The sequence below is a fragment of the Chromatiales bacterium genome (genome assembly GCA_024234935.1).
GTDB lineage: Bacteria > Pseudomonadota > Gammaproteobacteria > Steroidobacterales.
On record JACKNI010000001.1, the window covers coordinates 705,635 to 731,157 of the forward strand.

The 25,523-nt window shown below is 61.6% G+C and carries 33 protein-coding genes; 5 read left to right on the forward strand and 28 right to left on the reverse strand.

Annotated elements, in window-relative coordinates:
• Nucleotide 1 precedes the first annotated feature (1 nt).
• The 16 genes from recO to H6979_03450 all read right to left on the reverse strand — a co-directional run bounded on the left by recO (nt 2) and on the right by H6979_03450 (nt 10,431).
• A complete protein-coding gene (gene recO / locus H6979_03375) occupies nt 2-739 on the reverse strand; it encodes a DNA repair protein RecO (protein MCP5138882.1) in 738 nt (245 codons plus the stop codon).
• A complete protein-coding gene (era, locus tag H6979_03380) occupies nt 736-1,635 on the reverse strand; it encodes a GTPase Era (protein MCP5138883.1) in 900 nt (299 codons plus the stop codon). The genes recO and era overlap by 4 nt, the downstream gene beginning before the upstream one ends.
• Nucleotides 1,628-2,308 (reverse strand): ribonuclease III, encoded by a 681-nt coding sequence (gene rnc, locus H6979_03385; protein MCP5138884.1) that lies wholly within the window; start codon nt 2,306-2,308, stop codon nt 1,628-1,630. Before rnc ends, era begins: the two co-directional genes overlap by 8 nt.
• Entirely contained in the window at nt 2,305-2,670 is a 366-nt protein-coding gene (locus tag H6979_03390) for a DUF4845 domain-containing protein (protein ID MCP5138885.1), read from the reverse strand. Before H6979_03390 ends, rnc begins: the two co-directional genes overlap by 4 nt.
• A 35-nt stretch (nt 2,671-2,705) precedes the next feature.
• Nucleotides 2,706-3,512 (reverse strand): signal peptidase I, encoded by an 807-nt coding sequence (gene lepB / locus H6979_03395; GenBank protein ID MCP5138886.1) that lies wholly within the window; start codon nt 3,510-3,512, stop codon nt 2,706-2,708.
• A 46-nt stretch (nt 3,513-3,558) separates the two neighbouring features.
• Nucleotides 3,559-3,777, reverse strand: a complete 219-nt coding sequence (locus H6979_03400; GenBank protein MCP5138887.1) for a glutaredoxin family protein — start codon at nt 3,775-3,777, stop codon at nt 3,559-3,561.
• Between the two features lie 17 nt (nt 3,778-3,794).
• On the reverse strand, nt 3,795-4,838 hold the full coding sequence (locus H6979_03405) for a MucB/RseB C-terminal domain-containing protein (protein ID MCP5138888.1): 1,044 nt from the start codon (nt 4,836-4,838) through the stop codon (nt 3,795-3,797).
• Complete coding sequence (locus H6979_03410; GenBank protein MCP5138889.1) at nt 4,835-5,458, reverse strand: sigma-E factor negative regulatory protein; 624 nt, start codon at nt 5,456-5,458, stop codon at nt 4,835-4,837. The genes H6979_03405 and H6979_03410 overlap by 4 nt, the downstream gene beginning before the upstream one ends.
• A gap of 1 nt (nt 5,459) precedes the next feature.
• A complete protein-coding gene (rpoE, locus tag H6979_03415) occupies nt 5,460-6,035 on the reverse strand; it encodes an RNA polymerase sigma factor RpoE (protein ID MCP5138890.1) in 576 nt (191 codons plus the stop codon).
• Between the two features lie 167 nt (nt 6,036-6,202).
• On the reverse strand, nt 6,203-6,610 hold the full coding sequence (locus H6979_03420; GenBank protein MCP5138891.1) for a hypothetical protein: 408 nt from the start codon (nt 6,608-6,610) through the stop codon (nt 6,203-6,205).
• Nucleotides 6,573-6,773, reverse strand: a complete 201-nt coding sequence (locus H6979_03425; GenBank protein ID MCP5138892.1) for a succinate dehydrogenase assembly factor 2 — start codon at nt 6,771-6,773, stop codon at nt 6,573-6,575. Before H6979_03425 ends, H6979_03420 begins: the two co-directional genes overlap by 38 nt.
• Before the next feature lie 35 nt (nt 6,774-6,808).
• Nucleotides 6,809-7,513, reverse strand: coding sequence for a succinate dehydrogenase iron-sulfur subunit (locus H6979_03430; GenBank protein ID MCP5138893.1), 705 nt, complete (start codon nt 7,511-7,513; stop codon nt 6,809-6,811).
• 80 nt (nt 7,514-7,593) lie between these two features.
• Nucleotides 7,594-9,381: a succinate dehydrogenase flavoprotein subunit gene (locus H6979_03435; protein ID MCP5138894.1), complete on the reverse strand. Its 1,788-nt coding sequence runs from the start codon at nt 9,379-9,381 to the stop codon at nt 7,594-7,596.
• Nucleotides 9,378-9,764, reverse strand: a complete 387-nt coding sequence (gene sdhD, locus H6979_03440; GenBank protein ID MCP5138895.1) for a succinate dehydrogenase, hydrophobic membrane anchor protein — start codon at nt 9,762-9,764, stop codon at nt 9,378-9,380. The genes H6979_03435 and sdhD overlap by 4 nt, the downstream gene beginning before the upstream one ends.
• Nucleotides 9,761-10,153 (reverse strand): succinate dehydrogenase, cytochrome b556 subunit, encoded by a 393-nt coding sequence (gene sdhC, locus H6979_03445; GenBank protein ID MCP5138896.1) that lies wholly within the window; start codon nt 10,151-10,153, stop codon nt 9,761-9,763. The genes sdhD and sdhC overlap by 4 nt, the downstream gene beginning before the upstream one ends.
• Before the next feature lie 89 nt (nt 10,154-10,242).
• Complete coding sequence (locus H6979_03450) at nt 10,243-10,431, reverse strand: DUF1674 domain-containing protein (GenBank protein ID MCP5138897.1); 189 nt, start codon at nt 10,429-10,431, stop codon at nt 10,243-10,245.
• 76 nt (nt 10,432-10,507) lie between these two features.
• On the opposite strand from H6979_03450, the gene H6979_03455 reads away from it, so the two are divergent.
• Nucleotides 10,508-11,353 carry a folate-binding protein YgfZ gene (locus H6979_03455; GenBank protein MCP5138898.1) on the forward strand — a complete coding sequence of 282 codons (846 nt, stop codon included), beginning with the start codon at nt 10,508-10,510 and terminating at the stop codon, nt 11,351-11,353.
• On the opposite strand, the gene nhaA is transcribed toward H6979_03455, so the two are convergent.
• The 5 genes from nhaA to recJ all read right to left on the reverse strand — a co-directional run bounded on the left by nhaA (nt 11,335) and on the right by recJ (nt 17,440).
• On the reverse strand, nt 11,335-12,549 hold the full coding sequence (gene nhaA / locus H6979_03460; protein ID MCP5138899.1) for a Na+/H+ antiporter NhaA: 1,215 nt from the start codon (nt 12,547-12,549) through the stop codon (nt 11,335-11,337). The genes H6979_03455 and nhaA overlap by 19 nt on opposite strands.
• Complete coding sequence (locus H6979_03465; GenBank protein ID MCP5138900.1) at nt 12,545-13,000, reverse strand: hypothetical protein; 456 nt, start codon at nt 12,998-13,000, stop codon at nt 12,545-12,547. The genes nhaA and H6979_03465 overlap by 5 nt, the downstream gene beginning before the upstream one ends.
• A 39-nt stretch (nt 13,001-13,039) precedes the next feature.
• Nucleotides 13,040-14,515, reverse strand: coding sequence for a lysine--tRNA ligase (lysS, locus tag H6979_03470; GenBank protein ID MCP5138901.1), 1,476 nt, complete (start codon nt 14,513-14,515; stop codon nt 13,040-13,042).
• 3 nt (nt 14,516-14,518) lie between these two features.
• A protein-coding gene (gene prfB / locus H6979_03475; GenBank protein MCP5138902.1) for a peptide chain release factor 2 occupies nt 14,519-15,614 on the reverse strand; the annotation gives its coding sequence in 2 pieces (ribosomal slippage) (nt 14,519-15,541 and nt 15,543-15,614; 1,095 coding nt in all).
• Nucleotides 15,615-15,694: 80 nt separating this feature from the next.
• On the reverse strand, nt 15,695-17,440 hold the full coding sequence (gene recJ / locus H6979_03480) for a single-stranded-DNA-specific exonuclease RecJ (GenBank protein MCP5138903.1): 1,746 nt from the start codon (nt 17,438-17,440) through the stop codon (nt 15,695-15,697).
• Between the two features lie 58 nt (nt 17,441-17,498).
• Here recJ and H6979_03485 point away from each other — a divergent pair, with 58 nt between their 5' ends.
• The gene (locus H6979_03485) at nt 17,499-17,816 is read left to right on the forward strand and encodes a hypothetical protein (protein ID MCP5138904.1); all 318 of its coding nucleotides are present in this window, start codon (nt 17,499-17,501) and stop codon (nt 17,814-17,816) included.
• A gap of 3 nt (nt 17,817-17,819) precedes the next feature.
• Here the strand turns inward: H6979_03485 and H6979_03490 are convergent, their stop codons facing one another.
• The 3 genes from H6979_03490 to surE are packed head-to-tail and all read right to left on the reverse strand — an operon-like array spanning nt 17,820 to nt 19,950.
• Nucleotides 17,820-18,530, reverse strand: coding sequence for a peptidoglycan DD-metalloendopeptidase family protein (locus H6979_03490; protein ID MCP5138905.1), 711 nt, complete (start codon nt 18,528-18,530; stop codon nt 17,820-17,822).
• Nucleotides 18,527-19,180, reverse strand: coding sequence for a protein-L-isoaspartate(D-aspartate) O-methyltransferase (locus H6979_03495; GenBank protein ID MCP5138906.1), 654 nt, complete (start codon nt 19,178-19,180; stop codon nt 18,527-18,529). Before H6979_03495 ends, H6979_03490 begins: the two co-directional genes overlap by 4 nt.
• Before the next feature lie 29 nt (nt 19,181-19,209).
• Complete coding sequence (gene surE / locus H6979_03500) at nt 19,210-19,950, reverse strand: 5'/3'-nucleotidase SurE (protein MCP5138907.1); 741 nt, start codon at nt 19,948-19,950, stop codon at nt 19,210-19,212.
• Between the two features lie 44 nt (nt 19,951-19,994).
• On the opposite strand from surE, the gene H6979_03505 reads away from it, so the two are divergent.
• The gene (locus H6979_03505; GenBank protein ID MCP5138908.1) at nt 19,995-20,555 is read left to right on the forward strand and encodes a Smr/MutS family protein; all 561 of its coding nucleotides are present in this window, start codon (nt 19,995-19,997) and stop codon (nt 20,553-20,555) included.
• A 14-nt stretch (nt 20,556-20,569) separates the two neighbouring features.
• Here the strand turns inward: H6979_03505 and H6979_03510 are convergent, their stop codons facing one another.
• From H6979_03510 to H6979_03520, 3 genes are all read right to left on the reverse strand, one after another.
• Nucleotides 20,570-22,081 (reverse strand): UbiD family decarboxylase, encoded by a 1,512-nt coding sequence (locus H6979_03510; GenBank protein MCP5138909.1) that lies wholly within the window; start codon nt 22,079-22,081, stop codon nt 20,570-20,572.
• Nucleotides 22,082-22,199: 118 nt separating this feature from the next.
• The gene (locus H6979_03515) at nt 22,200-22,706 is read right to left on the reverse strand and encodes a fasciclin domain-containing protein (GenBank protein ID MCP5138910.1); all 507 of its coding nucleotides are present in this window, start codon (nt 22,704-22,706) and stop codon (nt 22,200-22,202) included.
• A gap of 105 nt (nt 22,707-22,811) precedes the next feature.
• A complete protein-coding gene (locus tag H6979_03520) occupies nt 22,812-23,471 on the reverse strand; it encodes a pyridoxamine 5'-phosphate oxidase family protein (protein MCP5138911.1) in 660 nt (219 codons plus the stop codon).
• A gap of 4 nt (nt 23,472-23,475) precedes the next feature.
• On the opposite strand from H6979_03520, the gene H6979_03525 reads away from it, so the two are divergent.
• Nucleotides 23,476-24,096: a CIA30 family protein gene (locus tag H6979_03525; protein MCP5138912.1), complete on the forward strand. Its 621-nt coding sequence runs from the start codon at nt 23,476-23,478 to the stop codon at nt 24,094-24,096.
• Nucleotides 24,093-24,353 (forward strand): DUF5062 family protein, encoded by a 261-nt coding sequence (locus H6979_03530; GenBank protein MCP5138913.1) that lies wholly within the window; start codon nt 24,093-24,095, stop codon nt 24,351-24,353. Before H6979_03525 ends, H6979_03530 begins: the two co-directional genes overlap by 4 nt.
• A 1-nt stretch (nt 24,354) precedes the next feature.
• Here H6979_03530 and H6979_03535 read toward each other — a convergent pair whose 3' ends face one another.
• Nucleotides 24,355-25,521, reverse strand: a complete 1,167-nt coding sequence (locus H6979_03535; protein MCP5138914.1) for a hypothetical protein — start codon at nt 25,519-25,521, stop codon at nt 24,355-24,357.
• Between the last annotated feature and the right edge of the window lie 2 nt (nt 25,522-25,523).

The following is a 25,523-nucleotide window of genomic DNA, read 5'->3' on the forward strand; positions in this document are numbered from 1 at the left end:
CTCATGACGGCTGCGGCACCACAGGGGTGCGGCGCATTGAAGCCAGCACCTGACGGGTGCGCAGCGTGCGCCCGTCCAGATAGTGCGCGAGAACTCCGCGCAACAGCCGCTTGGCTGACTGCAGTACACCGGGATCACTCAGCTCACCGCGGCTGATGGCAAGCAGCGTGAGGCCGGACAGGACGAGGACCCCCTGGCCGGCCTCCGCAGGTACCGGACCATGCTCGATGCGGTACTCATAGTTACGCTGCGGATCCAGCGCGACGTCATTGAGTACATCGTGGTCAAGATTCAGGCCGTAACCGACCTCCGCCAGGAGACCCAGCTCGAAGCGACGCAAGGCCGGCTCGGGATCACCACCCAGACGCAGCTCATCAAGCGCCTGTGCATAGGCCATGAACAGCCCGGGATGCGGATCGCCACGCCGGACAAAATTGAGGATCAGCTCATTCAGGTAGTAAGCACCCATGAGCGCCATACCCTGCAGCGACGCCTCGGGTGATGTTGCCTCGGCAGCACGCAGCGTCTGCAGCGAGCCCCTGCCACCCCAGGACAGCCGTACTGCCTGAAAAGGCTGCAGCACGCTGCGCCAGCGCGAAGCCGGCCGGCGGGCACCGCGGGCCACCATGCCCACGCGGCCATGTTCATTGGCCAGCACTTCAAGGATCTGGCTGGTTTCCTGATACGGCCTCGCATGCAGGATGAAGGCCGCTTCAAACTCGGCTGTCGCAGCGCTCACGCTTCCGTCTCAAAACCGAACTGTTGCAAGGCCCGGGCACTGTCTGCCCAGTTACTCTTTACCTTGACGTGGGTCTCCAGATAAAACTTGCTGCCAAAGATTGCCTCGAGCTCGAGTCGCGCAGCGGTACCCACTTCCTTGATCGTCGCACCGCCCTTGCCAACCACGATACCCTTGTGGGAATCGCGGTCGGCCCAGATCGCAACGTCGGCGAGCACCACGCCCGGCTTCTGTTCCAGCATCAGCACCTCAACAGCCAGTCCGTAGGGGACTTCCTGACGAAGTGCGAGCAGCAGCTTTTCCCGGACCATCTCGGCGATGCGGAACTCCATGCTGCGATTGGTACTGGCATCCAGCGGGTACAGCGGCGGCCCGACTGGCAGGAATGACACCGCAAGATCGGTCAAGCGGTCGAGGTTATCGATACGCGCCGCAGAAACCGGAATGATGCCGCAGAACTCGCCCTTGCCGGCACACTGCTCGAGATAAGGCAGCAAGGCTGACTTCGGCCGTACCGAATCCATCTTGTTGACGACCAGCAGTGCAGGAATTCCGGCTTTACGGACATGCTCGAGTACGTAATCGTCTGCTGACCGCCAGACCCCGGCCTCGACGACGAACATCACCAGATCAGCCCCGGCGATTGCGCTGTCCGCCGCCTTGTTCATCGCCTTGTTGAGCATGTTGCGCTGGCGGGTATGCAGTCCCGGTGTGTCGATGAACAGCAGCTGCGCATCGGTACGCGTCAGCACGCCGAGGATCGCATGCCGGGTGGTCTGTGCACGCGGCGTCACGATGCTGATCTTGCGACCGACCAGGGCGTTGACCAGTGTGGACTTGCCCACATTCGGGCGCCCGACCACGGCGACGAAACCAGTACGGAAATCTTCAGCCATCCCGGCCCGCCTCACGCAACGCCTGCTCAGCCGCCTGCTGCTCGGCAATCCTGCGGCTCGAGCCTTTGCCGCGCACCGTCAGACCCAGCGCCTCAAGCCGGCACACCACTTCAAAGAGCTGGTCGTGTGCCGAGCCGCTGACCTGCTCGACCGTATAGACGGGCAGCGCCTGACCCTGACCCTGCAGGAATTCCTGCAGGCGGGTTTTGGGATCGCGCAGGTCTTCATCCACTGCAAGCCCTGCAAGGTGACTGGAGAGAAGCCGCACCACCAGCTCACGGGCGGGCGTCATGCCACCATCGAGAAACACCGCGCCGATAACGGCCTCCAGGGCATTCGCGAGTATCGAACCGCGCTGGTGACCACCCGAACGCGTTTCACCACTGCCCAGCTGAAGATGCCGCCCGAGATCAACGCTGCGAGCAACTTCCTCCAGCGTTTCGCGTCGTACCAGCCTGGCACGAAGTCTGCTCAACGTGCCTTCGTCTGCGGTCGGGTATGTGGCATAGAGCACTTCTGCCGTCACCATGCCAAGCACAGCGTCGCCGAGAAATTCAAGGCGCTCATTGTGCGCTGCCGAAGCGCTCCGATGGGTCAGTGCCAGACCGAGCAGGCGCACATCCTGAAACGGGTAGCCGAGTGTGCCTTTGGCCCAGTCGGCCGGTTGCTTCATCTGCTGATCTCGACGCTGTTGCGGAACTTGGCGGTCAGGTACAGATTGCCCAGATATGGCACTTCATCCTCATAGTCGACTACGACGCTAAAGCCGTCATCGGTCTTGTTGATCATGAAATCCTGGCGCTTTGGATAATCGACGGCATCGATATCGAGCCGCTTGCCTATTTCGGTCATCAGCCTCGTCGGCGTTGGACCGGCACCATCGTACTCATCCTGGAGATCTTTCATCAGCTTCACGATCTTCATCTGCGTCAGATAGACAGGTATCAGCCGTATGGCGCCGTAACCGATCATGGCAACCAGACTCGCGATAACGATAAAGCCGATGGCAGTCATTCCCTGCTGGCGGTGTTTCATGTCCATCCCCTTTGGTTAACCGTAGGTACAAGCGCTCAGTGGATCGATTGTCCTATACGCTGCCAGCGCGGCATGTGCGAAAAATCCCAGTTCATCCAGATACGCACGGCGTGGCCCGCGATATTGGCGTCAGGAATCATGCCCACACCCTCATAGCGGCTGTCGCGGCTGTTGTCCCGGTTGTCGCCCATCATGAAATAGTGACCTGGCGGCACGATAAACGTCCCTTCCCGGCTGCCCCTGCCCGGCATCCACAGCACATTGTGATCAACCATACCGAGCTTCTCCTCGCCCAGCAGAGAGTCATCCTGGTCGCCACCCTGATAAGGGCCAATGACGCTGACCGGTACCGGCTGACCATTGATGAATACCTGGCCATGCAGATAAGTCACCGCATCGCCCGGCAGGCCGACGAGGCGCTTGATGTAGTTCGTGGAAGGGTCAGACGGCAGGCGGAATACCACGACGTCGCCGCGTTGAGGTGCACCAAGATCGAGAATCTTGCTGTTCAGTACCGGCAGCCGCAGCCCGTAGGCAAACTTGTTGACGAATATGAAATCGCCGACCAGCAGGGTCGGCATCATGGAACTCGATGGAATCCGGAACGGCTCGAACAGAAAAGACCGGACGACCAGCACCACGAGCAGAACGGGAAAAAAGGAGCGGGAGTACTCGACCAGCAGGGACTCTTTTGCCTCAGGTGAGCGGCCGAGTCGCCGCCGACGAAACCAGACTGCATCCAGGGCCCAGACGACGCCGGTCAAGGCAGTCGCACATACCAGTACAAGTGCAAAATCCACGTCTACCGCCGACCCGTTCCAAAAGAGCGCATAGCCTAACATGACGGGTGCGGACACCCGCTGCAAAGACAGCCGGGAAAACGCCGATCTATCCGTTCAGCACTGCGTTTAACGCAGCCCGGTCAAGCCGGCCGAAGCAGATAACCTGATCCAGGTGACTCAGCACCGGCACCTTGAGGCCATACATTTGCCGCCAGTCATCCCGACTGTCCACATCGAGTACCTTGACACAGACCCGGGTGCCATACAGGCGCTCAAGCTCCTCCATCATGAACTCACAGAGATGGCAGCCGTCACGGCTGTACAAGCTCAACTCGAGCACGGCTATTGCCGCAGGTCTTTGGCTACGGGAGCGGTCCCGGTCACCTGCAGCGACCTGGCAATCAATTCCGCCGTACGCGCCGGAACCTCGCCGACGGCAGTCACGAGATGGCCCCCGGTCACCGCCGTATAGGCATTGGCGGCGCCCATCCGCGACACCCCCTCCCCCTGCTCTGCGTTGGGCACATTAGCCTCGATGAACACCGATACACTGGCGATACCGTCCGTATAGACGAGGTGTTCCATCGGCCTGTTTCCACCCTCGACCTGCAGTGAACGGACCGTACGCAACCAGAAGCCGGGCGGCAGCGATACGGCGCGCCAGACCGGCTCGACGGCGCTCACCGGACCGGTTGATCCCGGGGATGCAGGCATGTCCGAACGACGCCATGTAAATCCATCCGTGCCGACGGACGGTTCCAGTGCCGCGGCAGGAATCTGCTCGGGCAGTGAAATTTCCGAGAACAGCAGTTGTTCGACCACAGAATCGTCTTCGGCAGAAATCTGCACCTTCAGTGGCATGGCAGTACTGCGATCAAGCCAGAGCCGATAACCATAACGAAACTGGTCCATCGGCTTGACCGTGATCATCCACGTCAACCGGCCGACCAGCCGGCCGCCGCTCGCAATCGCAAACCGGTAGTAATTGTCGTCGAAGCGGATATCGTCCGGAAACTGCTGCTGCAGGGGACTGGTGCCGTTCTGGCCATTGCCGCGCCGGCCGACGGTCACTGTGCGCTGGTCAGGAAAAATGCAGGTGACTTCCTCGCCCCGGCGAATGATCTCGCGACCGACCTCGTCCATCGCCGTAATACGCTCGGCACTTTCGCCACCATCGACACGGTGGACGATATGCATGATGGAAGCCTCGTCGCCATGCATCTGCACCAGCGTACCTTCATAGTTGAGACTGCTGAGGGCGTGCTCCATCCGCCCGAGCCAGTTCTGCGGTTCACTGTCAGCCCACGCGGGGAACCCGAGTACGCACACCAGGCCGCCAACAGCACAAAGCAAGGCCTGTCGCGTACCGCCTGGCCAATGCGTCATTTCACCGGATACTCAAAGTGCGTACGCACAGCGGCTGCGTAGCCACGATCGTTGACTATGCGTGACTCCGCCGCCTGTACTGCAATTGCACCGGTATATTCACCGTGCCAGACCAGATAATCGGTCAAACGCTGTCGCGACAGCGGCGTCCGATCCGCAAATTGCGGCTGACGCCAACGTCCTGAAGTGGCAGCCGCCGGGATGAACATGCTCGCCCTGTTCGTCTGCATTGCCACGACTGGTGCGGGCTCCGGACTCCTGAGCGTCGCCATCACAAAGAGCGTCAGCAAGACGGTTGCGGCTGCGGCAAAAGGCACGATATTGTCCTGCCAGCGACGATCCGGGGCAGTCGCTGCAGGCAAGCTGTCCGCAGCAATCGGCAAATCAGCCTCCAGCGCACGGCGCACCCGATCACTCAGCTGTCGTGCATCGGGTACGGGATACCCACCGCGCAGCGTGGCGCCTATCAGCCCGTATCGTCCGAGTCGGCTGCGCTGTTGGGTGTTCTGGGCAAGCCGGGCCATCAGCAGCTCGAGCTCGGCACCGGGTAACTCATCATCGAGCCATGCAGACAACTGTTCAGCAACGATATCCGGCATGGCTTCGGGTACCTTGCTCATTTCAGTTGACCAGTGGCCGGATGCAGGCATCGATCGCTTCGCGCGCCCGAAATATCCGTGAACGAACCGTACCGACCGGACAATCCATCGCCTGTGCTATTTCTTCGTAGCTCAAACCTTCGATCTCCCGCAGTACGATCGCTGTTCGCAGTTCGTCCGGCAGACCAGCCATCGCCCGCGCGATGGTCTGGCGTAACTGCTCCTGCATGACGAGCCCCTCCGGCGATTCCTCGTCACGCAAACGGGCATCACTTGCGTAGTAATCCGGATCCTGGCTGTCGAGTTCCTGTTCGGGCGGCCTGCGCTTGGCTGCGGCAAGATGGTTCTTTGCGGCGTTGATGGCAATTCGGTACAACCACGTATAAAAGGCGCTCTCGCCACGGAACGAAGGCAAGGCCCGGTAGGCCTTGATGAAGGCTTCCTGGGAAACATCCAGCGCATCGGTCGGGTCATGCACAAAACGCATCACGAGCTTGACGATCTTCTGTTGGTACTTGAGAACCAGCAGGTCGAATGCGCCCCGGTCACCACCCTGGGCACGCTCTACGAGAAGCTGGTCACCGTCGGTTGCTGCCATGCCCGCTGGTCCTGTGACGGAGCGCGGACGATAGTCAGTTCACCGGTCGTGTAGACCCTGATGAAAACTGAAAGTTCGCCACGCGTGATCCGTATCCCGAATCCCGAATATAAACACACTGCAAACGCGATGCAGCGTCAGACTCATTCTAACTCAAGGCAGGAAGATTAATTTCTTCGAAGTCGAACCAGCAGTCGACGCCAGGTATCGGCGCATAGCTGCCACCGGAACAGGATGATCGATGAGGTGAGCCCATCACGATCGGCAAGCCGAAAGCCGGTCGCGACACCAGGCGCTATCCAGGGCCGGCCCGTGAGCTGCAGTTCGGCGTCAGTACGCGCTTCCTGCCAGATCCGGCCCGCGGCATCTACGAGGATGTCCGAAACCCCACCGCCGGTGCGCAGCGCACGCCAGCCCTGCAGGCAGGCCAGGGTCGCAAGCGGTAGCGCGCAGACCGCGGACAACCGGCTCAGCCAGACCGCCAGGAGTGCAGCCAGTGTGAGCCCGACAATACCGGCCGGCAGACACCAGTGCCGTTCAATCCGGAGACCGAATGAGAAGTTGTTTGACCACATGGCGCAGACCCGGATCTTTACTGCCCACACGACCCGCCAGCAAGTCGACTATGTCCGGATCCTGCCAGGAAAGCAGTTGCTCGAAAGCCCTGCGATCAGCTTCCGGCGCCAGCGGAAAGGTCTCATCGAGGTAACGCAGAAGGAGAACGTCAAGCTCGCGCATCCCGCGCCGGCACCGCCAGCGCAGCTGCCCCGGATTCACAGACGACGTTCGACCAGCATGCGCTTGATCGAGGCAATCGCCCTGGCCGGATTGAGATCTTTCGGGCACGCGTTTGTGCAGTTCATTATCGTATGGCAGCGGTACAGCCGGAATGGATCTTCAAGATGATCGAGGCGTTCACCGGTTGCCTCATCTCGCGTATCCACCAGCCAGCGATAGGCCGCCAGCAGCGTGGCCGGACCCAGATAGCGGTCGCTGTTCCACCAGTAGCTGGGACAGCTTGTCGAGCAGCAGGCGCAAAGGATGCAGGCGGAAGGGCTGTTGATCAGTTCCTGGTCCTGCTTGGACTGCAGGCGCTCGCTGTCGGGCGGCGCCGGCGTCTGTGTCTGCAGCCAGGGCTTGATCGAAGCGTACTGCGCATAAAAGTTTGTCAGGTCAGGGACCAGATCCTTGATGACCGGCATATGCGGCAGCGGATAGATCTTCACATCGCCGCGAATGTCCTCGATCGCCTGCGTGCAGGCCAGCGTGTTAAGTCCATCGATATTCATCGCGCAGGAACCGCAGATTCCCTCGCGGCAGGAGCGGCGAAAGGTCAGCGTGGGATCAACCTCGTTCTTGATCTTGATGAGCGCATCAAGAACCATCGGGCCGCAACGGCCAAGATCCACTGAATAGGTATCTACGCGAGGATTTTGTCCGGTATCCGGGTCATACCGGTATATCCTGAAATCGCGCACACGCGTCGCGCCTTCCGCAGCCGGATAGTTCTTGCCGGGTGTGACTCTGGAATTGGCAGGCAGGGTGAACTCGGCCATGTTTAATACGTCCGCGCCTTCGGCGTGACTGTCTCCACTTCGTTGGTGAGGGTCTGCAGCTTTACAGGGCGATAATCAAACCGCACTCCGCCCTGCCCGTCGATCCAGGCAAGGGTGTGTTTCATCCACTGCTGGTCGTCGCGATCCGGGAAATCTTCGCGCGCATGTGCGCCACGGCTCTCCTGGCGATTGACCGCACCGGTAATGGTGACCATCGCCTGGCTGAGCAGGTTATCGAGTTCAAGCGTTTCCATCAGATCAGTATTCCAGACCAGGCTACGGTCGCTGACACGTACATCGGCAAAGGACAGGAAGCACTGGAGCAGCGCATCGACGCCTTCCTGCAGCGACTGGCCGGTGCGGAATACTGCCGCATGTGACTGCATGATGCGCTGCATGTCGAGCCGGATCTCTGCCGTGCCGCGCGGGCCATTGGCATTGCGCAGACGGTCGAGTCGCGACACTGCCACCTCGGATGCTTCCGCAGGCAGCGCCGGCTGACGGGCGCCCGCCGTCACCGTTTCAGCACAGCGCTGGGCCACGGAACGGCCAAACACCACCAGATCGAGCAGCGAATTTGAGCCCAGCCGGTTTGCGCCATGCACCGACACACAGGCCGCTTCGCCGATGGCCATGAGCCCCGGCACGACCTCTTCCACACCGCCGTCCTTCAGCGTCAGGACCTCGCCGTGCACGTTGGTGGGTATACCACCCATGTTGTAGTGCACGGTCGGCAAGACGGGAATCGGTTCGCGGGTCACGTCGACGCCGGCGAAGATACGTGCGGTCTCGGCAATACCCGGCAGCCGCTCGTGAATGACTTCGGGTCCAAGATGCTCAAGGTGCAGGTGAATGTGGTCCTTGTCCGGACCCACACCACGACCTTCGCGGATTTCGATGGTCATGGCGCGGCTGACGACGTCGCGCGAAGCCAGATCCTTCGCATTCGGCGCATAACGCTCCATGAAGCGGTCGCCAGCCGAGTTGGTCAGATATCCGCCTTCGCCGCGCACACCTTCAGTAATCAGACAGCCAGCGCCGTAGATTCCAGTCGGATGGAACTGCACGAACTCCATATCCTGAAGCGGCAGGCCGGCACGCAAAACCATCGCATTACCATCGCCGGTGCAGGTGTGCGCTGAAGTACAGGAGAAGAAGGCGCGGCCATAACCGCCGGTCGCGAGGATCGTACGCTGGGCACGAAAGCGATGCAGTTTGCCTGTGGCCATCTCCAGCGCGATGACACCGCGGCACTCGCCGCCTTCCATCATCAGGTCGAGCGCGAAGAACTCAATGAAGAAGGTCGCCTGATGCTTCAGCGACTGCTGGTACAGGGCGTGCAGCATCGCATGGCCGGTACGGTCAGCGGCAGCGCAGGTACGCTGCGCCGTGCCCTTGCCGAAATGCGTGGTCATGCCGCCAAAGGGCCGCTGGTAGATGCGTCCGTCATCGGTGCGCGAAAACGGTACGCCGTAGTGCTCGAGTTCGATGACGGCTGCTGGCGCCTCCTTGCACATGTATTCGATGGCGTTCTGGTCACCAAGCCAGTCAGATCCCTTCACCGTGTCGTACATGTGCCAGCGCCAGTCGTCTTCGCCCATGTTGCCGAGTGCAGCGCTGATACCGCCCTGTGCCGCAACGGTATGACTGCGGGTGGGGAACACCTTGCTGATACAGGCTGTGGAAAGCCCGGCCTCGGCGAGCCCGACTGCTGCGCGCAGGCCGGCCCCGCCAGCACCGACCACAACCACATCATAGGTGTGGTCGACAAAGGAATAAGCCTGGCTCATGCGCCGGCCCTCGTGGCAATCAGGAAAACTGAAAAGATGCCAGCTGCTGCAAGCGCGATATGTGCGAGACGCAACAATGCGAGCACCACGACGCGCGACCCCGGCGTATGGATATAGTCTTCAGCGACTACCTGTGTGCCGAGCGCCGAGTGGTAGACGAGCGCGACAACCAGTAGCGCAAGCAGGATGGCGTGTAGTGGCGCTGCGGCCCATGCACTCACCGTATAGTAGTCGAGGCCAGGCAAGCCGAGCAGTGCAACGGCAAACCAGAGCGTGAGCGGCACCAGCGCCACGGCACTCAGGCGCTGCCCCCAGAAATGCTCGGTACCGGAATTGGCAGAACCCAGCCCGAGCGCGCTGCCCAGTGGAGACTTCAGGCTCATGCCGCACCTCCGGTCAGCGCGGCGGCCCAGAAAGCCAGCGTGAGCAGCACCGAGATGCACACGACCACAAGCCCGGATTTGCGTGCGAAGTGCTTGTCAAAACCGCGATCGACATCCCATGCAAGATGACGGATGCCATTACAGAGGTGATAAAAAAAAGCGAAGCTCCAGCCCAGCAGCAGAAACTGGCCAATGAAGCCACGGAACAGCTCGTTGAGCTGCAGAAAGCCGGCCTGACCCGCCGCCAGTGCGAGCAGCCAGCCAACGAGTGCGATTGCGCCGATGGAGAGTGCAAGGCCCGTCATCCGGTGCAGGATGGACAGGGTGTTGCTGACCGCCCATCGATACACCTGCAGATGCGGGGACAGGGGTCTGGAAACCTGGCTCATCGAACTCTCCACTCAAAAAAACATTCCGCCCGACGCCCAGGGCGTCGCGAATCGTCGCTGTCATGCTGACATCGGAACCGCTACCGCGCTCAGAAGTCTATACAGCGCCCGCCACGCTCCCAGTCACCGTAACGGGTAGGCTCAGGTCCGGCCGGCCCGCCGGTTTCACGCGGCCGGCTGACTTCAGGATGCGGGGCTTCAGGCGACGGTATCGAAACATCCGGCCCGCGAGCAACGTCTGTCTTTGCTGAGTTATCCGTTGCGCGAGACTGGTTCACGTATTAATTGTGCCAGAATGACCTTCGCTACTCCAGACCAGACAAGACGCCAACCCGCTCATACACAAGGCTTTCTGTGTCCAACACCATTGCTCTGAACGATCTGCGCATTCTCACCGTCTCCGGTCCGGAGCGCGCCATGTTCCTGCAGGGCCAGCTCACGCAGGATGTCGGCCTCGCGCGCCCTGACTCCACGCTGCTCAGTGGATGGGCAGATGCCCGCGGCCGGCTGCTGTTTGCCGGGCATCTGTTCACGCTGGGTGCCAGCGCCGATGCACCTCTGGCGCTGCTGGTGCCGGAGTCGCTCGCCGGCTCACTGCTGAAGCGTATGCAGATGTACGTATTGCGGGCCAAGGCGCAGATCGCCGTGTCCGGGCTGGCGGTGTATGGACAGTACGGTGAAGGCAACCACATGGAACCTGGCACCGGCCAGCAGCTGCGATATCTACAGGACGAAAGGCGCCGCTTGTTCCTCGGCCCGGCCGGTGCCGCAGTCGATGACAGTCAGCAGGCACGCAACAACTGGTTGCTCGCCGACATCCGCGCCGGAATCCCCGCCATCGGCACGACTACCAGCGGTGAGTTCATACCGCAGATGATCAACCTTGATCTGCTGAATGCAATCAGCTTCAGCAAGGGTTGCTATACCGGCCAGGAAATCATCGCACGAACGAAATATCTCGGGCGCATAAAGCGGCGCATGCTGCGTTTCTCGTCCGCCAGCGCCCCGCCGCTTCCCGGCACGCCGGTCCATGCCGCACGCGGCACCGTTGGACAGGTCGTAAGCGCGGCTTCGACACCCGAAGGCAGTGAACTGCTGGCCGTCATCACGGTCGACGACCTGCCCGGTCCGTTTTTTCTGGACAGCACTGAGACGCAACAACTCGAGCGTCTCGATCTGCCTTACGAAGTACCGGTCTGAGCGCCGTTTGCCTGCGGGTTGCGCGACCCGCTTTTCAGCAGCAGAACGGTTGCGATCAACGCTGACAGCATGGAGCCAGCAAGCACACCGATCTTCAGCTGCTTTTCATAGGCCGGACCCAGGTCCTCGAAGGCCAGCGAACCGATGAACAGGCTCATCGTGAAGCCGATTCCGCACAGCACGCACACGGCGAAGAACTGGTGCCGGCTGGCATCGGCCGGATAACGTGCGTAGCCGGACCGTACGAGCAGCCACGCAGCGCCAAAAACGCCAATGGCCTTGCCAGCTGTCAGCCCGAGACCAATACCCAAAGGTACCGGCTGGATCAATGTGGCAGGCGAGACCCCTGTCAGCGATACCCCGGCATTGACGAATGCAAACATCGGCAGGATTGCAAACGCAACCCATGGCTGCAGCGAATGCTCTGCTTCCAGCAGCGGTGAACTGCCATCCGGACGCGAGGCCGGTATCGCGAGCGCGGTGATGACCCCGGCCAGCGTGGCGTGCACGCCTGATTTCAGCACACAGACCCAGATCAGCACGCCGATCACCAGGTACGGGGAGATGCTCGTGATGCGCGCACGGTTCAGCAGAATCAGGCCGGCGCACCCTGCGCCACCGACGATCAACATGGGCACCGAAAGGTTGTCGGTATAGAACAGCGCAATCACCAGAATCGCACCGAGGTCGTCGATGATGGCGACGGCCGTCAGAAACAGCTTCAGGGATGCCGGCACACGTGAACCCAGCAGCATCAGAATGGCCAGCGCAAAGGCGATATCAGTTGCCGCCGGGATGGCCCAGCCCCGCAGCGCGAGGGCATCACCGTAATTGATTGCAACGTAGATCAGCGCCGGCACGACCATGCCACCGAGCGCCGCACCCGCGGGGAGTATCGCCTGCTTGATGGAGGCAAGTTCACCGTCAACCAGTTCACGCTTGATTTCAAGGCCGACGAGAAAGAAGAACACTGCCATCCAAAGGTCGTTGACCCAGGTTACCAGCGGCTTGGCCAGCACCAGCCAGTCCCCGCCGATCCGCACTTCGCCCGGCAGATTCACGAATGCTTCGTACCATGCCGCCAGCGGCGAGTTACTGACCGATAACGCGAGCAGCGCAGCGCCGGCAAGAACAATACCGCCGATCGATTCGGATTTTACAAAACGATCAAGACTCAAACCCGTGACATCCCTAATATGCTTCTGCGGCGCCGGTCTCTACGCCGAGCCGGTAAGTCTGGCGCTTGCCGTGCTCCGGGCCATCCGGGTAAGTGATCACGCCGTCCGGCAACAGCACATGATCCCCCTTGAGCCTGATCCAGCGACCGTCAAAGGTATCGAAACCGGGAAGTTCGCTACTCGCCGGTTCGGTGTACTCGGAGCGGAGCGCCTGCTGGTTCCAGCGGCGGTGCCGAAGCAGGTACTGCCCTTCGGCAATCATGGCGCCACCGGTCTCGAACCAGGTCCGGCAGGCATAGCGGTTCGGTAACGACGGCACAGCTTCACAGGCTATCCACGTACCGCCCTCGACATTACCTGCCCAGCTCGCACTGGCTGGCACGCCAGGCGGGCGTTCCGGATCAGCACCCGGGCGGCAGGCCGCAACAAGCCCCGTGACTATCGCGATCAGCATCAACTGGCGGCGCATTCTCTGACCTCCGCGCAGTTCCGCTCCATCGCGCCTGGATCAGCTGCGCAGGTGCGGAAACAGCAACACGTCGCGGATCGACGCCTGATTGGCGATAAACATCACCAGACGGTCCACACCGATACCGAGACCCGCGGTCGGCGGCATGCCGTACTCCAGCGCGGTGATGTAATCCGCATCATAAAACATCGCTTCATCATCACCACCCGCTTTCTGCCGGACCTGGGCCTGGAAACGCTCCGCCTGGTCTTCCGGATCATTCAGCTCGGAAAAGCCGTTGGCCAGCTCGCGGCCATTGATGAAGAACTCGAAGCGGTCGGTGAGAAAGGGATCTGCATCGCTCTTGCGTGCCAGTGGCGAGACTTCGGCCGGATAACCGGTGATAAAGGTCGGCTCGATCAGCGCATGCTCGACCGTCTTCTCGAAAATCTCGATCAGCAACTTGCCCGCGCCAAAGCCCGGCTTCACGGCGATTCCAAGTGCGGCACACGCGGTGCGCAGCGTTTCGACATCGCGCAACTGCCCACTTGTGAGATCCGGATTGTGCATCAGTACCGCCTCCTCCACTGACAGACGACGGAAGGGCCTGGAAAGATCGTGGCTGTGACCCTGATATTCGACCGTCGTTGTGCCAAGCACATGCACCGCCAGGCTGCGCAACAGATTCTCAAGCAAGTCGATCAGCGTACGATGGTCCGCATAGGCCATGTACAACTCGAGCATCGTGAACTCGGGATTGTGCTGCGTCGAAACCCCCTCGTTGCGGAAGTTCCGGTTGAGCTCGTAGACACGCTCGAAGCCACCAACCACCAGACGCTTCAAATACAGCTCGGGCGCGATGCGCAGGTAGAGCTGCCTGTCCATCGCATTGTGATGTGTGACAAAGGGCCTCGCCACCGCACCGCCGGGGATTGCCTGCATCATCGGCGTTTCGACTTCGAGGAAGTCCAGCGTATCGAGATAGGAACGCAGGAACTGCACGACCCGGGTGCGCAGCGCGAAGACCCGCCGCGTCTCCTCGTTGACGATCAGGTCGACATAGCGCTGCCGGTAGCGCATCTCCTGATCGCTGAGGCCGTGAAACTTTTCCGGCAGGGGCTGCAGCGACTTGGTCAGCAGCGTCAACTCCTGCGCCTTTACGCTCAGCTCGCCGGTACGGGTACGGAACAGGGTACCGCGCACGCCGACGATATCGCCAAGGTCCAGCGCCTTGAAGCCCGTGTAGGCCGCCTCGCCCAGCGTTTCCCTTTGCAGAAAAATCTGGATCTGCCCGCTGCGGTCCTGCAAGGTGGCAAAACTTGCCTTGCCCATCAGACGCTTCGTCAGCATGCGGCCACCAACCTGCACTTCGACCGGCTCGGCCTCCAGCGTCTCATTACTGCATTCGTCGTAAACAGCATGCAGCTGCCCGGCGAGCGCGCTGCGTCGGAAGCGGTTGGGGAAATCAAAACCCGTGGCCCGCAGTGCGGCCAGCTTGCGCCGACGCTCGGCGACCAGTTTGTTCTCTTCACTCATGTCTCAGAGTCCCTGCTTCAGGCTGGCTTCGATGAACTTGCGCAGATCACCGTCCAACACCTTGTCCGGACTGCCGCTTTCAACCCCCGTGCGCAGATCCTTGATCCGCGACTGGTCGAGCACGTACGAGCGAATCTGCTGACCCCAGCCCACATCGGACTTGGAGTCCTCGAGTACCTGCGCCTCGGCGCGACGCTTCTGCTGCTCCAGTTCATAGAGCTTGGCGCGCATCTGCTTCATCGCCGTCGCGCGGTTCTTGTGCTGGGAGCGCTCGCTCTGGCATTGCACGACTGTATTGGTCGGAATATGCGTCATGCGAACCGCTGACTCGGTCTTGTTGACATGCTGGCCGCCGGCGCCGCTCGCCCGATACACATCGACGCGCAGATCCGAGGGATCGATTTCGATATCGATGTCCTCGTCGATTTCCGGCGAAACGAACACCGCGGCAAAGGAAGTGTGGCGACGGTTGCCCGAATCGAAGGGCGATTTGCGGACCAGCCGGTGGACGCCGGTCTCCGTACGCAGCCAGCCATAGGCATAGGGGCCGGTGACATGAATCGTTGCACCCTTGATGCCGGCCACCTCACCATCGGAGCTGTCGATGATCTCGGTCGAAAAGCCCATGGTCTCGCAGTACTTGAGATACATCCGCAACAGCATCGCTGCCCAGTCCTGGGCCTCGGTCCCGCCGGCACCGGACTGGATATCCAGAAAGGCATTCGCGTTGTCGAGTTTGCCGGAAAACATGCGCTGAAACTCGAACTGCTCGACCTCGGCAGACACGCGCTTCAGGTCGCGCAGGACCTCATCGACCGTGGACTCGTCGTTCTCCTCCTCGGCCAGATCCAGCAGATCTGAGGCGTCGCGCAGGGAGCGCTCGATCTTTTCCACGCCCTCCACCACGGTCTCAAGCCCAGAGGCCTCCCGGCCGAGGACCTCGGCCCGCTTCGGGTCATTCCAGACGGCCGGATCCTGCAACGCTTCGCGGACCTCGCTCAGCCGGCGCAGCTTGGCATCAAGGTCAAAGGTACCCCCTCAGAGCGCCATTGCGCTCCTGAAGGTCGCGAATGCTGAGCTTGATCTGGGCAGTTTCCATGGGGGCAGGTCGTTCGGGAAAGCGCGAATGCTAGACGCAATGCCACCGATCAACAACCGCCGGATGACCGGCAGCCTCAATCAGGCCATGTACTCAACGACCAACTGCACGCTACGTGACTGCCGCCAGGTATTCACATCAAGGCGATAGACGAGACGGACCGGCGCGTTTCGGGCACTGTCCAATGGTGCCTGATTGAAGGCCACGGCATCGAGCAGTGGGCCGCCATCAGGATGCCTTACACGCATACGCAGATGCTTCTCGCCAATCACCCGCTGCTCGCATAGCGTAAAGACGTTGTCGAAGAGCGGCTCCGGAAACCCCTGTCCCCACGGCCCGGCCGCAGCAAGCGTCTCGGCCAGGTCCAGCTGCAGATCCTCCGCCGCCAGCGCACCGTCCGCCCAGAGGCTGTCGTCGCTGCCGGAAATGTCGCGCTGTCTGCCGACTTCGGCAGCAAATGCCGAACGAAAGCCGGCCAGATCCGCTTCCGCCAGCGTGATACCGGCGGCCATCGCATGACCACCAAATCGTACTGTGGACCCGGACATTGTCGTCAGCGCCGCCGCCATCGCGTCGCGCACATGCAGTCCTTCGACCGAACGCGCCGAGCCGCGCAGCATCCCCGTCTCCGTACACCGCGCAAAAGCGATCGCAGGACGCCCGGTGAGATCCTTGAGCCGGTTTGCAACCAGACCGACGATACCCGGATGCCAGCTCTCATCAAAGAGACAAACAGCCGCCTCCACGGCACCGAGCCGGGCGCCGACTTCGTTCAGCAATACCTCGGCTTCGCCTTGCATCTGCTGCTGCAGGGCGCGCCGCTCTGTATTCAGCGCATCGAGCCGCGCTGCCAGCAGCTGTGCTGTTGCCGCGTCAGCCGCCAGCAGGCAGTCGATACCGATGGTCATGTCCTCGAGCCGCCCGGCTGCGTTCAGGCGCGGTGCAATGGCGAAGCCGAGGTCGGTACTGCGGGCCAGTTCCATCTCGCGGCCGGCCACCCGGAACAACGCCGCCATGCCAGGCCGCGTGCGCCCGGCCCGCATGCGCCGCAGGCCCTCAGCGACCAGGATGCGATTATTGAAATCCAGCGGCACGAGATCGGCGACCGTGCCCAGCGCGACCAGATCGAGGCAGTCGGTGACCGCATCGCGCGCCACATCCGCCGGAATGATCCCGAGTTCAGCGAGCCGCTTGCCGGTCGCTGCCAGCAGGTAGAAAGCCACGCCCACACCGCACAGGGCCGGGCTGCCAAACACCGAGCCGGGCAGATTCGGATTCACGATCAGCGCCTCATCCGGCAGCACCGGACCGGCAAGATGATGGTCGGTGATCAGCACTTCCATGCCGAGTTCCCGCGCACGCCGCACGCCCTCAAGGCTGGTGATGCCGTTGTCGACCGTCATCAGCAGCGTCGGCTTGCGCATCGCGGCCAGTTCGGCAATGGCCGGCGAGAGGCCATATCCGTATCGGAAGCGATCCGGAACGAGGAAGTCCGGCGCCGTGAAGCCAAACGCGCGCAGGCAGGATACCGAGAGTGCCGCAGCCGTAGCGCCATCCACATCGAAATCACCGATCACGAGTACGCGCTCGCCGCGCTGCCGGGCGATGACCAGTCTTTCGGCAGCGGCCTGCACGCCCGGCAGGCTGCCGACCGGAATCAGCTGGGCAAGCTGCGGCTGAAGTTGCGCCGCACTGACCTGTCGTGCGGCCAGTACCCGCCGCAGCACCGGATGCAGTCCGGCGGGCAAGGCAGCGCTGACCGACTCAGCTGCACTGCGCACACGAATCGTCGTGCTATCTTCATCTGCAAAACGGGGATGACGCATGCAACTCGATGCCGAACCAGGTTCCGGAAATTATATACAGTCGGTCTCGGCCGAATTGGTGCGGATCAACGGACGCGACTTTCGCGGCCATGTGATCGTCAGCGCCGAGCGGATCCTTGCCGACTGGAACCCACGACCGATCGATGAAATGCAGGTGGAGGATTTCCAGGCAGCGCTCGAAGGCCAGCCGGAAACGATCCTGTTTGGCAGCGGTGCAAAGCACCGCTTCGTGAGCAATTTCCTGCTCACGGCAATCATGTCGCAGGGTATTGGTTTCGAAGTGATGAGCACTGCGGCTGCCTGCCGCACCTACAACCTGCTGCTGGGCGAAGGCCGACAGGTCGTCGCGGCCCTGCTGCTGCCGGAACCATCCTGAAGCTCAGCGCGCCGGCAGCATGGTCAGCGGATCCAGTGGCTGGCCAATGCGGCGGATCTCGAAGTGCAGCATGGCACGACGTTTATTGCCGCCGGGCATCGGCCCCTCGCCCATCCGTGCGATCTGCTGTCCGGCTGCCACCCGCTCACCCTCCGCGACCAGTCGCGCCTGGTTATAGCCATAGGCCGTCAGCCAGTTGTCACTGTGCTTGATGATCAGCAGTTCACCATAGCCGATCAGGCCACTGCCTGAGTACACCACCTGGCCGGCAGCAGCAGCACGTACCGGATCGCCCACCCGGCCACCGATCTGTATCCCCGACGCTGTCAGCGGTGACTCACCGTAGCGACTCAGCACTTCGCCGGAAACCGGCCATTGCCAGCGTGGCGGCGCCTCGACCGCCGGTTGCGCTGTACCGGACGGCGATACAGCACTGCCCGGCGGCGCCAGACGCAAACGCTGATTCACATAGATCAGCGTCCCGTCACCGAGTTTGTTCCAGGCTGCGAGCTGCTTCACGCTCAGACCGTAGCGGCGGGCGATCGAGTACAGGGTTTCACCGTTCCGCACGGTATGAAATGCAGGGCGTGAACCGGGCGGCACACGCGAGGCCGAAGAAACGCTGCGCCCCGTGGACCCGCTGCCACGGTCGACTGTGCCGCAGGCGGTCAGCCCCAACACCACGAACAGGATGCAGAACAGCTGCCGGGTCACCCCATACCTTCGACAAGCGGCACAAATGAAACCTGCGACAGCAACTCGCGCTGCAGGCCATCGGGCGTGCGGGTCACCCGCAACAGATCCTGCTGACCCGAAGGCCCCACCGGAATCACCAGTCGCCCGCCGGGCGCGAGCTGCTCGAGCAAGGCAGCGGGCACCTCGGCTGGCGCCGCAGCGACCAGGATCGCGTCAAACGGTGCCTGACCCGGCCAGCCCTGGAAACCGTCGCCATGCCGGTAACGGACATTGCCGAAACCGAGTTCATTGAGACGGGTACGCGCCGCCCGCTGTATGCCGGCGAGTCGCTCGATCGTGAAAATCTGCCGGGCGAAGGGCGACAGCACGGCGGTCTGGTAACCGCAACCGGTACCCACTTCAAGGACCTTGCCGAGCGGCGGCACGGCGCTGCTGCTGCCGGGCGGCGGCAGCAGCGCCTGCGTCATCAGCGCCACAACCCACGGCTGCGAGATGGTCTGGCCCTGCCCGATCGGCAGTGCCGTGTCTTCATAGGCACGACTCGCAAGCGCCTCATCGACAAACAGATGGCGCGGCACGCTGCGGATTCGCTCGAGTACAGCCGGGTTGCTGATTCCGTTTTCGCTGAGGCGCTGAATGAGTCGCTCGCGGGTGCGGGCCGACGTCATGCCAATGCCGCGAGTTGTCGCCTCTCCGTTCACCTGGGCAACCATCCGGTCAGCAGCTCTATCCTCGAGCTGTGCGTCAGATCGAGCTGCAAGGGCGTTACCGAAACGTAGCCATGCTCGATGGCATGAAAGTCAGTACCCGGACCGGCATCCTGGCCTTTTCCGGCCGCCCCGACCCAGTAGATGATCCGGCCCTTGGGATCACGCGCCTGCACAACGCGCTCGGAACGGTGCCGGTAGCCCAGACGCGTAGCCTGAAAACCCTTGATCTGCGCCCAGGGGACATCAGGCACATTGATGTTGAGGATGGTATCGGCAGGCAGCGGCACAGCCGTCAGCTGCTGGAACAGCTTGCGTATCGCCTGTCCGGCCGTATCGAAATGACGGTGCTCGCCGGTCAGCGATACCGCGATTGCCGGCAGGCCAAGAAAACGTCCCTCGACCGCCGCCGCCACCGTACCTGAATACAGCACGTCGTCACCCAGGTTGGCACCGTGATTGATGCCGGCGATCACCATGTCCGGCTCCCTCTCCAGCAGCCCGGTGATCGCCAGATGCACACAGTCCGTCGGCGTGCCGTTAACGTAATGTATGCCCTCACGCGTCCGGCCGACCCGCAGCGGGCTTTCCAGGGTCAGCGAGTGGCTGGCGCCGCTCTGGTTGCGATCCGGCGCCACTATGGTGATTTCCGCCAGATCGGACAGACTGAGGGCAAGTGTGGCCAGGCCATCGGCCAGATAGCCATCGTCATTACTGAGCAGCAAGCGCATTGTTGTGAAAAGCCGTGCGAAAATGGAATGCTAAAGCATAGTGCATGAGTCGAGGAGCCCCGGTGAACCCCAGCGGTGGAAAAAAGCCAGATTCGGACCTCTCCTTCAGTGAACTGGTAGGCCCGGTAACGCCGCTCAAGGTCCGCGGACGGGTGAACGTGAAAAAGCCGCCGCCACCGCCACGCGCGCGCTTCAAACAGGCTGACGAACGCGCCGTACTGGAGGAATCAATCTCCGGTGGACCGTCTGAACCGGCCATTTCCGCCGGCGACGAGATCAGTTTCCGGCGCAAAGGGGTACCCATTTCCGTACTGAAAGACCTGCGGCGCGGCAAGTATGCCATCCAGGAAGAACTCGACCTGCACGGCATGAACACCAGCCAGGCACGTGCGGCACTCCGGCAGTTCATGAGCGAATTGCTGATGAGCGATACACGCTGCGTGCGCATCATCCACGGCAAGGGACTGCGTTCAGGGCCACGCGGCCCGGTACTCAAGGGCAAGGTCGTCACCTGGTTGCCGCAGTGGGATGAGGTACTGGCCTACGTCACGGCACCGGAGAACAACGGTGGAACCGGTGCGGTCTATGTGCTGCTGGCGCGTTGAGAGCCGCTGTACCTTCACCCGGCCTTGCCCGGCCAGTTCCTGAAGTAGTCGTCCCAGCGCTGATCCACCAGATCAAAAGATCCTGGAGCACCCCGGCTCAGCAGCTCGCGGTTCGGCGCCGGCCAGCTCTTCGGACCACCTTCCTGGGGCAGCTGCCGGGTGGCGTCGATGATGAATTTACCCGACAACATGGGCGTGGGCCGGCTGGGGTCCGGCATCATCATCTGGGTCTGCGGAATGAGCACACTCGCCGAGGGTTGCCAGCGCGCGCCGATTGCCTTGAGCACGGCGCCGGAGTCCATGATGTCGACGTCGTCATCAACCACGATGACCACCTTGTTAAGAGCCGGGTTGGCGGCAATGTACTGGCCGGCGGAAATACCCTGGCCCGGAAAGCGCTTCTGGATACTGATGACGATCACGCCGCTGGCACCAGCCGGGGAATAGAGGCCCGTCAGACCGGGAATCAGACGCTTGTACATGAAGAAGTTCGACGAAACCTGCGGTGCCTTTGGCATGTCCCAGGTCAGGCCGGTGAAAGAATTCAGTACCCAGGGCTTATGCCGATGGGTCACCGCCTTGATGTTCATGAAGAAGTTTTCTTTCTTCGCGGCACCCTGGAAACCGTACATTTCTCCGTAGGGTCCCTCGGCCTCGAACTGGTCCAGCGGGATCTCGCCTTCGATGATGAACTCCGACTGGGCCGGCACGAAAATGTCGCAGGTCTCGCACCTGACCACCGGCAGCGGACTGCCCCGCAGTCCGCCGACGAACTCCAGCTCATCCTCCCTGAATCCCGCCATCTTCGTGCTGCTGGCACAGAAGGTCATCGGGTCGGGAGCCACCGCGATCGCAACCTTGGCGAGCTTGTCGCCACGCTGCTGCATCTCGCGCAACAGCAGCCAGCCGTGCTGCCCAGGCTCCGGATTCACACCGATCTTGCGCGGACCCTTGACCTGGCAACGGTAGGTACCGACGTTGCTGCCAAGCTCGGGATCACGCATGAATACCGAACCCATGTTGATGTAGCGGCCTGCATCGCCCGGATTGTTCTTCAGCCAGGCGAAGCGCTCTATGTCGATCGCATCACCGGTGAGTACGACTTCCTTGCAGGGCGCCTGCGCAGCCGGGACCACAACGGGGGGAATTCTCGGCCAGTTTCCGCTGCGATCGAGCTGGCTGACCAGCGTATCGATCACGGCCCGGTACATCTGGTGCTGATCGTCGTTGATCGCAGCAACGCCAAACAGAAGCGCCTCGTCCGGCCAGCTGCCGTAAAGGTTCGCAAGCACCGGACCATCGCGCCACTGGCCATCGATCCTGACCCGTTCGACCAGAAATCCGGGCGCCGCTTCGGAACCGAAACGCTCCAGCAGCCGGTAGGCAAAGGCGGTGATTTCGTACTGATCCTGATCCATCGATTCGATACGCAACAGGCGGCCCCTCGCCTCCAGCGCCGCGACGTAATCGCGGATTGAATCAATGGGTCTGCCAGACGCAACGCTCATGGGGAAAGTATAGGACATTCAAAGCCCTTGGCCGTGGAGGCAACATTGCGCCGCTATTGCCCCAACAGAAAAGGTGCGGCCGGCCAAGAGCCGGCCGCACCGCCTGGGGGGCCAGGCAGGGAGAGCTCGTTGATAACTACTTGGCGGGAGGCAGTATTACCGCGTTGACCACGTGGATCACGCCGTTGCTCGCGCCAACATCCGCCGTCACGACGTCGGCTCCGTCAACCGTCACACCCATACCACCGGCAACGATCTTGACCGTCTGGCCTTCGAGTGTTTTTGCATTGATGGTGCCCTTGAGATCGCCCGCCATGACTTTGCCTGGCACGACGTGATACAGGAGGATGCTCTTGAGCTTTTCCTTGTTCGCCGGCTTCAGCAGATCATCGAGCGTACCTGGGGGTAGGGCCGCAAAAGCCGCATCGGTAGGCGCAAAAACCGTAAACGGACCGCTGCCCTGCAGAGCGCCGGCGAGGTCAGCTGCCTTGATCGCTGCAACCAGTGTATTGAACGAGCCGGCACCAATCGCCACTTCGACCACGTTACCGGGCGCGGCAGCCACTGCATTTGCACTCTGGCCGGCATGGGCAGAGGTCCCGTAGCCGCCGGCAACCAGCAGAGCTGACAGCGCCACAGCCATAATAGGCTTTGTTTTCCGGATTGCGTACGTCATATAAGTACTCCTGTGGGGCCAGGCGATGACCGCTGGCGTACTCATGCTTTCGGCCACATCGTCAAACCGGATTCATCGCTTCTCCATGCGCTTGCTGAAGTCCCACGATGTCATCCAGTCCGCTTCCAGTCGGATGGCGACCTCGGTGTCCGAGCGGGCAATCAACCATGATGCAAAGCCGGAATCGCGATTGCCAAGGTAACGATCGATCAGGCGCAGCAAGATATCCGGACCTTGTGCGGCTGATAGCGAAACCCTGCCCTGACCGCGCACGCCACGATAGGGCATGGTTTCGGTCGCCACTTCGAAGCCGCAGCGCGGTTCCGCTTCAAGAAAGCCAATCACACGCGCGGATTGCCGTGTTGCGCACCAGAACGCGCCTTCCGAATAGAGGTACCAGAGCGAACAGACGAGCGGATCGCGATCACGGTCGACGCACGCAAGCCTGAGCGGAATTACGGCATCGGCGAGAAACCGGCTGATCTGGCGTTCATCCCAGGCACTGGTAGCACGAATAATGCCCATGGCTGACATCCCTGCAATTTTTCCTCCCCTATCGTAGCCCACTCCCAACAACTGACGCCGGCGTTGGAGAACCCAGCCTGCCAGGCGTGGCACCCGCATTGTGCAATGCAATTTACGCCGCCACGCGGGAGCGTATACGTCGGTTACCGATTCTTGCCGCATGACAGGTGTATGCTGATTCGCCCATCCGACAACGAACAGGAACATGCCTGTGTACCTGAATCGACGCACCATACTGATTGCGGCAGGACTGTTGCCGTTGACCGGCTATTTCAGGGCTGCGTCCGGCGAGGAGAAGAAAGCAGTGAATGACAAGCCCGACGCACTGATTCTGAGTGATTTTTCCGGCACCGAGCCTTATGTGCTGTCCGGCGCAGGCTGGCGCGGCTTCAGCGACCGGGTGATGGGAGGTGTTTCAGATGCCAGCCTTAACAAGGCGACCGTTGATGGCAAGAACTGCATGCGCCTTACCGGCCGGGTTACCCGCGAGAGCAACGGCGGATTCATACAGATGGCGATGTATTTCGGCAGCGGAGACGCCGAACTCGACGGGTCAGCGTACAAGGGGATTGAGCTGCTGGTGTACGGCAATAACGAAGACTATAACGTGCATGTGCGCACGGCTGATTGCGGCTGGTACGACGAGTCATACCGCTATACGTTTTTCGCCAAGCCGGAATGGCAACAGGTACGGATTGCGTGGGCAGATCTCAAGGCCAACGGAGTCAAGGCACCTCTGGACAGCAGCCGCATCAATCGCATTGCCATCCTCGGCTGGATGCGCGAATTCCAGGCCGATATTTCCCTCGCCCGGATCGCGCTTTACGCATGAACCAGTTGAAGCACGAAGCAGAACTCTTCAAGGCTGGTCTGGCCGCTGCCATGAAGTACGCGGAAGACCGGGGTGCCGTCGTCTTCGAGAAGACCGACTCGGCGAGCGAGAAGCTCCTGTACGTCTACCGGCTTCTGGTACACGACAAGAAGATCGCACCCCTGCCTGAAGCGCAGGTCGCGGAAAAAGCGCTCCGTCACCGCATCGCCATGTGGTACGCCCACCAGCTGCCGAAGGATCATCCGCTCCTGAAGTGAATCAGCGCCAGCTGTTCTTCTCATCGAGGAAACGCTTCGCGTCCTTAAGGTCGGTGGGCAGGTATCGACTGAACAGACCAGGTGCCTGACGCGGCTGGTAGCGGTCGAACACGGGCTGGTAGAGCGCCAGATGCAGATCAGGGATCTGGTGCGTCTGGCGATAGCTTGCAAGCGGCAGCCGGGCCACAACCTCCTGTTCGAATTTCGAGTCCGCCTCGGCCAGCGATTCGCCGCGCGGCCCATGGATTGCCGAGCTGCCGGCACCGCCATTGGCATCATCCAGGAAGCCGGGATTATCGGGCGACACCGCATTATTGACGATCACCGAATACACCCGGTTATAGGCCGAGACCATCCGGATGTCGTCGGCATTAAAGCCACCCGATGCCGTGCGCAGCAGGACTTCAGCGCCCTTCAGCGCCATCGCGCGGAACAGTTCCGGCTCCATCTGCGTGGACGAGGTAGCGAGGTTGCCGATGTCGGTGCGGTGCACCGGAATGACCGCATCGGCACCATACATCTCGATGTAGCGGTCCAGCACGTTGTAGATCGTGGTGGTAACCAGCTCAAAACCCGGAAAGACACCAACGATGTTACGGGCCTTCCAGTCGCGCGCAACCAGTTCACCGGTCGGCCCGATGATCGACGTGAGACTGAGAATGTGGCCGGGCCAGTCCTTGTCGACCGCATAGGCGCCGAACTGGATATAGCAGTTGTGCTTGCGCGCCCTGGCCGCTATCGCCTCGGTCTCCGGCCCCGGAATCTCGATGGCAAGCCGTTCCAGCTCCTTGCGGTCCCATGGGTTCCAGCCCTGGAGGGGAAACTCGTGAAAACACAGCAGATCCTTGGTGCCGCCGAAAAACTGTACCTTGTCGATCAGCTCCAGCATGTGCGCCAGATTGTCGCGAATCCCGGGGCCCGGCTTCTGTCCGTCGACGGCACGAATCCGCGACTGCACGGCAGCCACGGCGACAAAGTCGGACCTCAGGGGCTTGCGCTCATACGCCCGCCCGTTGGGAGAAACACTGACCTCAGTATTGCCGGATTCCTGCGTGCGCTTGTCGGCCGCAGCGGCAACCGCAGACATGCCGTCAAGGACGGACAGGCCCGCGAGTCCGGTAATGCCGGTGATCAGCCGGCGCCGATCAATTCCTGAATCTTTCGTCATCG

Bases quoted from the DNA above. Each gene is read 5' to 3' on its own strand.
- era (MCP5138883.1), bottom strand. From the start codon at position 1,635: ATGGCTGAAGATTTCCGTACTGGTTTCGTCGCCGTGGTCGGGCGCCCG.
- rnc (MCP5138884.1), bottom strand. From the start codon at position 2,308: ATGAAGCAACCGGCCGACTGGGCCAAAGGCACACTCGGCTACCCGTTT.
- H6979_03390 (MCP5138885.1), bottom strand. From the start codon at position 2,670: ATGAAACACCGCCAGCAGGGAATGACTGCCATCGGCTTTATCGTTATC.
- lepB (MCP5138886.1), bottom strand. From the start codon at position 3,512: ATGTTAGGCTATGCGCTCTTTTGGAACGGGTCGGCGGTAGACGTGGAT.
- H6979_03405 (MCP5138888.1), bottom strand. From the start codon at position 4,838: ATGACGCATTGGCCAGGCGGTACGCGACAGGCCTTGCTTTGTGCTGTT.
- H6979_03410 (MCP5138889.1), bottom strand. From the start codon at position 5,458: ATGAGCAAGGTACCCGAAGCCATGCCGGATATCGTTGCTGAACAGTTG.
- rpoE (MCP5138890.1), bottom strand. From the start codon at position 6,035: ATGGCAGCAACCGACGGTGACCAGCTTCTCGTAGAGCGTGCCCAGGGT.
- H6979_03420 (MCP5138891.1), bottom strand. From the start codon at position 6,610: ATGTGGTCAAACAACTTCTCATTCGGTCTCCGGATTGAACGGCACTGG.
- H6979_03425 (MCP5138892.1), bottom strand. From the start codon at position 6,773: ATGCGCGAGCTTGACGTTCTCCTTCTGCGTTACCTCGATGAGACCTTT.
- H6979_03435 (MCP5138894.1), bottom strand. From the start codon at position 9,381: ATGAGCCAGGCTTATTCCTTTGTCGACCACACCTATGATGTGGTTGTG.
- sdhD (MCP5138895.1), bottom strand. From the start codon at position 9,764: ATGAGCCTGAAGTCTCCACTGGGCAGCGCGCTCGGGCTGGGTTCTGCC.
- sdhC (MCP5138896.1), bottom strand. From the start codon at position 10,153: ATGAGCCAGGTTTCCAGACCCCTGTCCCCGCATCTGCAGGTGTATCGA.
- H6979_03465 (MCP5138900.1), bottom strand. From the start codon at position 13,000: ATGCGCCGCCAGTTGATGCTGATCGCGATAGTCACGGGGCTTGTTGCG.
- lysS (MCP5138901.1), bottom strand. From the start codon at position 14,515: ATGAGTGAAGAGAACAAACTGGTCGCCGAGCGTCGGCGCAAGCTGGCC.
- recJ (MCP5138903.1), bottom strand. From the start codon at position 17,440: ATGCGTCATCCCCGTTTTGCAGATGAAGATAGCACGACGATTCGTGTG.
- H6979_03495 (MCP5138906.1), bottom strand. From the start codon at position 19,180: ATGACGTCGGCCCGCACCCGCGAGCGACTCATTCAGCGCCTCAGCGAA.
- surE (MCP5138907.1), bottom strand. From the start codon at position 19,950: ATGCGCTTGCTGCTCAGTAATGACGATGGCTATCTGGCCGATGGCCTG.
- H6979_03505 (MCP5138908.1), top strand. From the start codon at position 19,995: ATGAGTCGAGGAGCCCCGGTGAACCCCAGCGGTGGAAAAAAGCCAGAT.
- H6979_03510 (MCP5138909.1), bottom strand. From the start codon at position 22,081: ATGTCCTATACTTTCCCCATGAGCGTTGCGTCTGGCAGACCCATTGAT.
- H6979_03515 (MCP5138910.1), bottom strand. From the start codon at position 22,706: ATGGCTGTGGCGCTGTCAGCTCTGCTGGTTGCCGGCGGCTACGGGACC.
- H6979_03520 (MCP5138911.1), bottom strand. From the start codon at position 23,471: ATGTTCCTGTTCGTTGTCGGATGGGCGAATCAGCATACACCTGTCATG.
- H6979_03530 (MCP5138913.1), top strand. From the start codon at position 24,093: ATGAACCAGTTGAAGCACGAAGCAGAACTCTTCAAGGCTGGTCTGGCC.
- H6979_03535 (MCP5138914.1), bottom strand. From the start codon at position 25,521: ATGACGAAAGATTCAGGAATTGATCGGCGCCGGCTGATCACCGGCATT.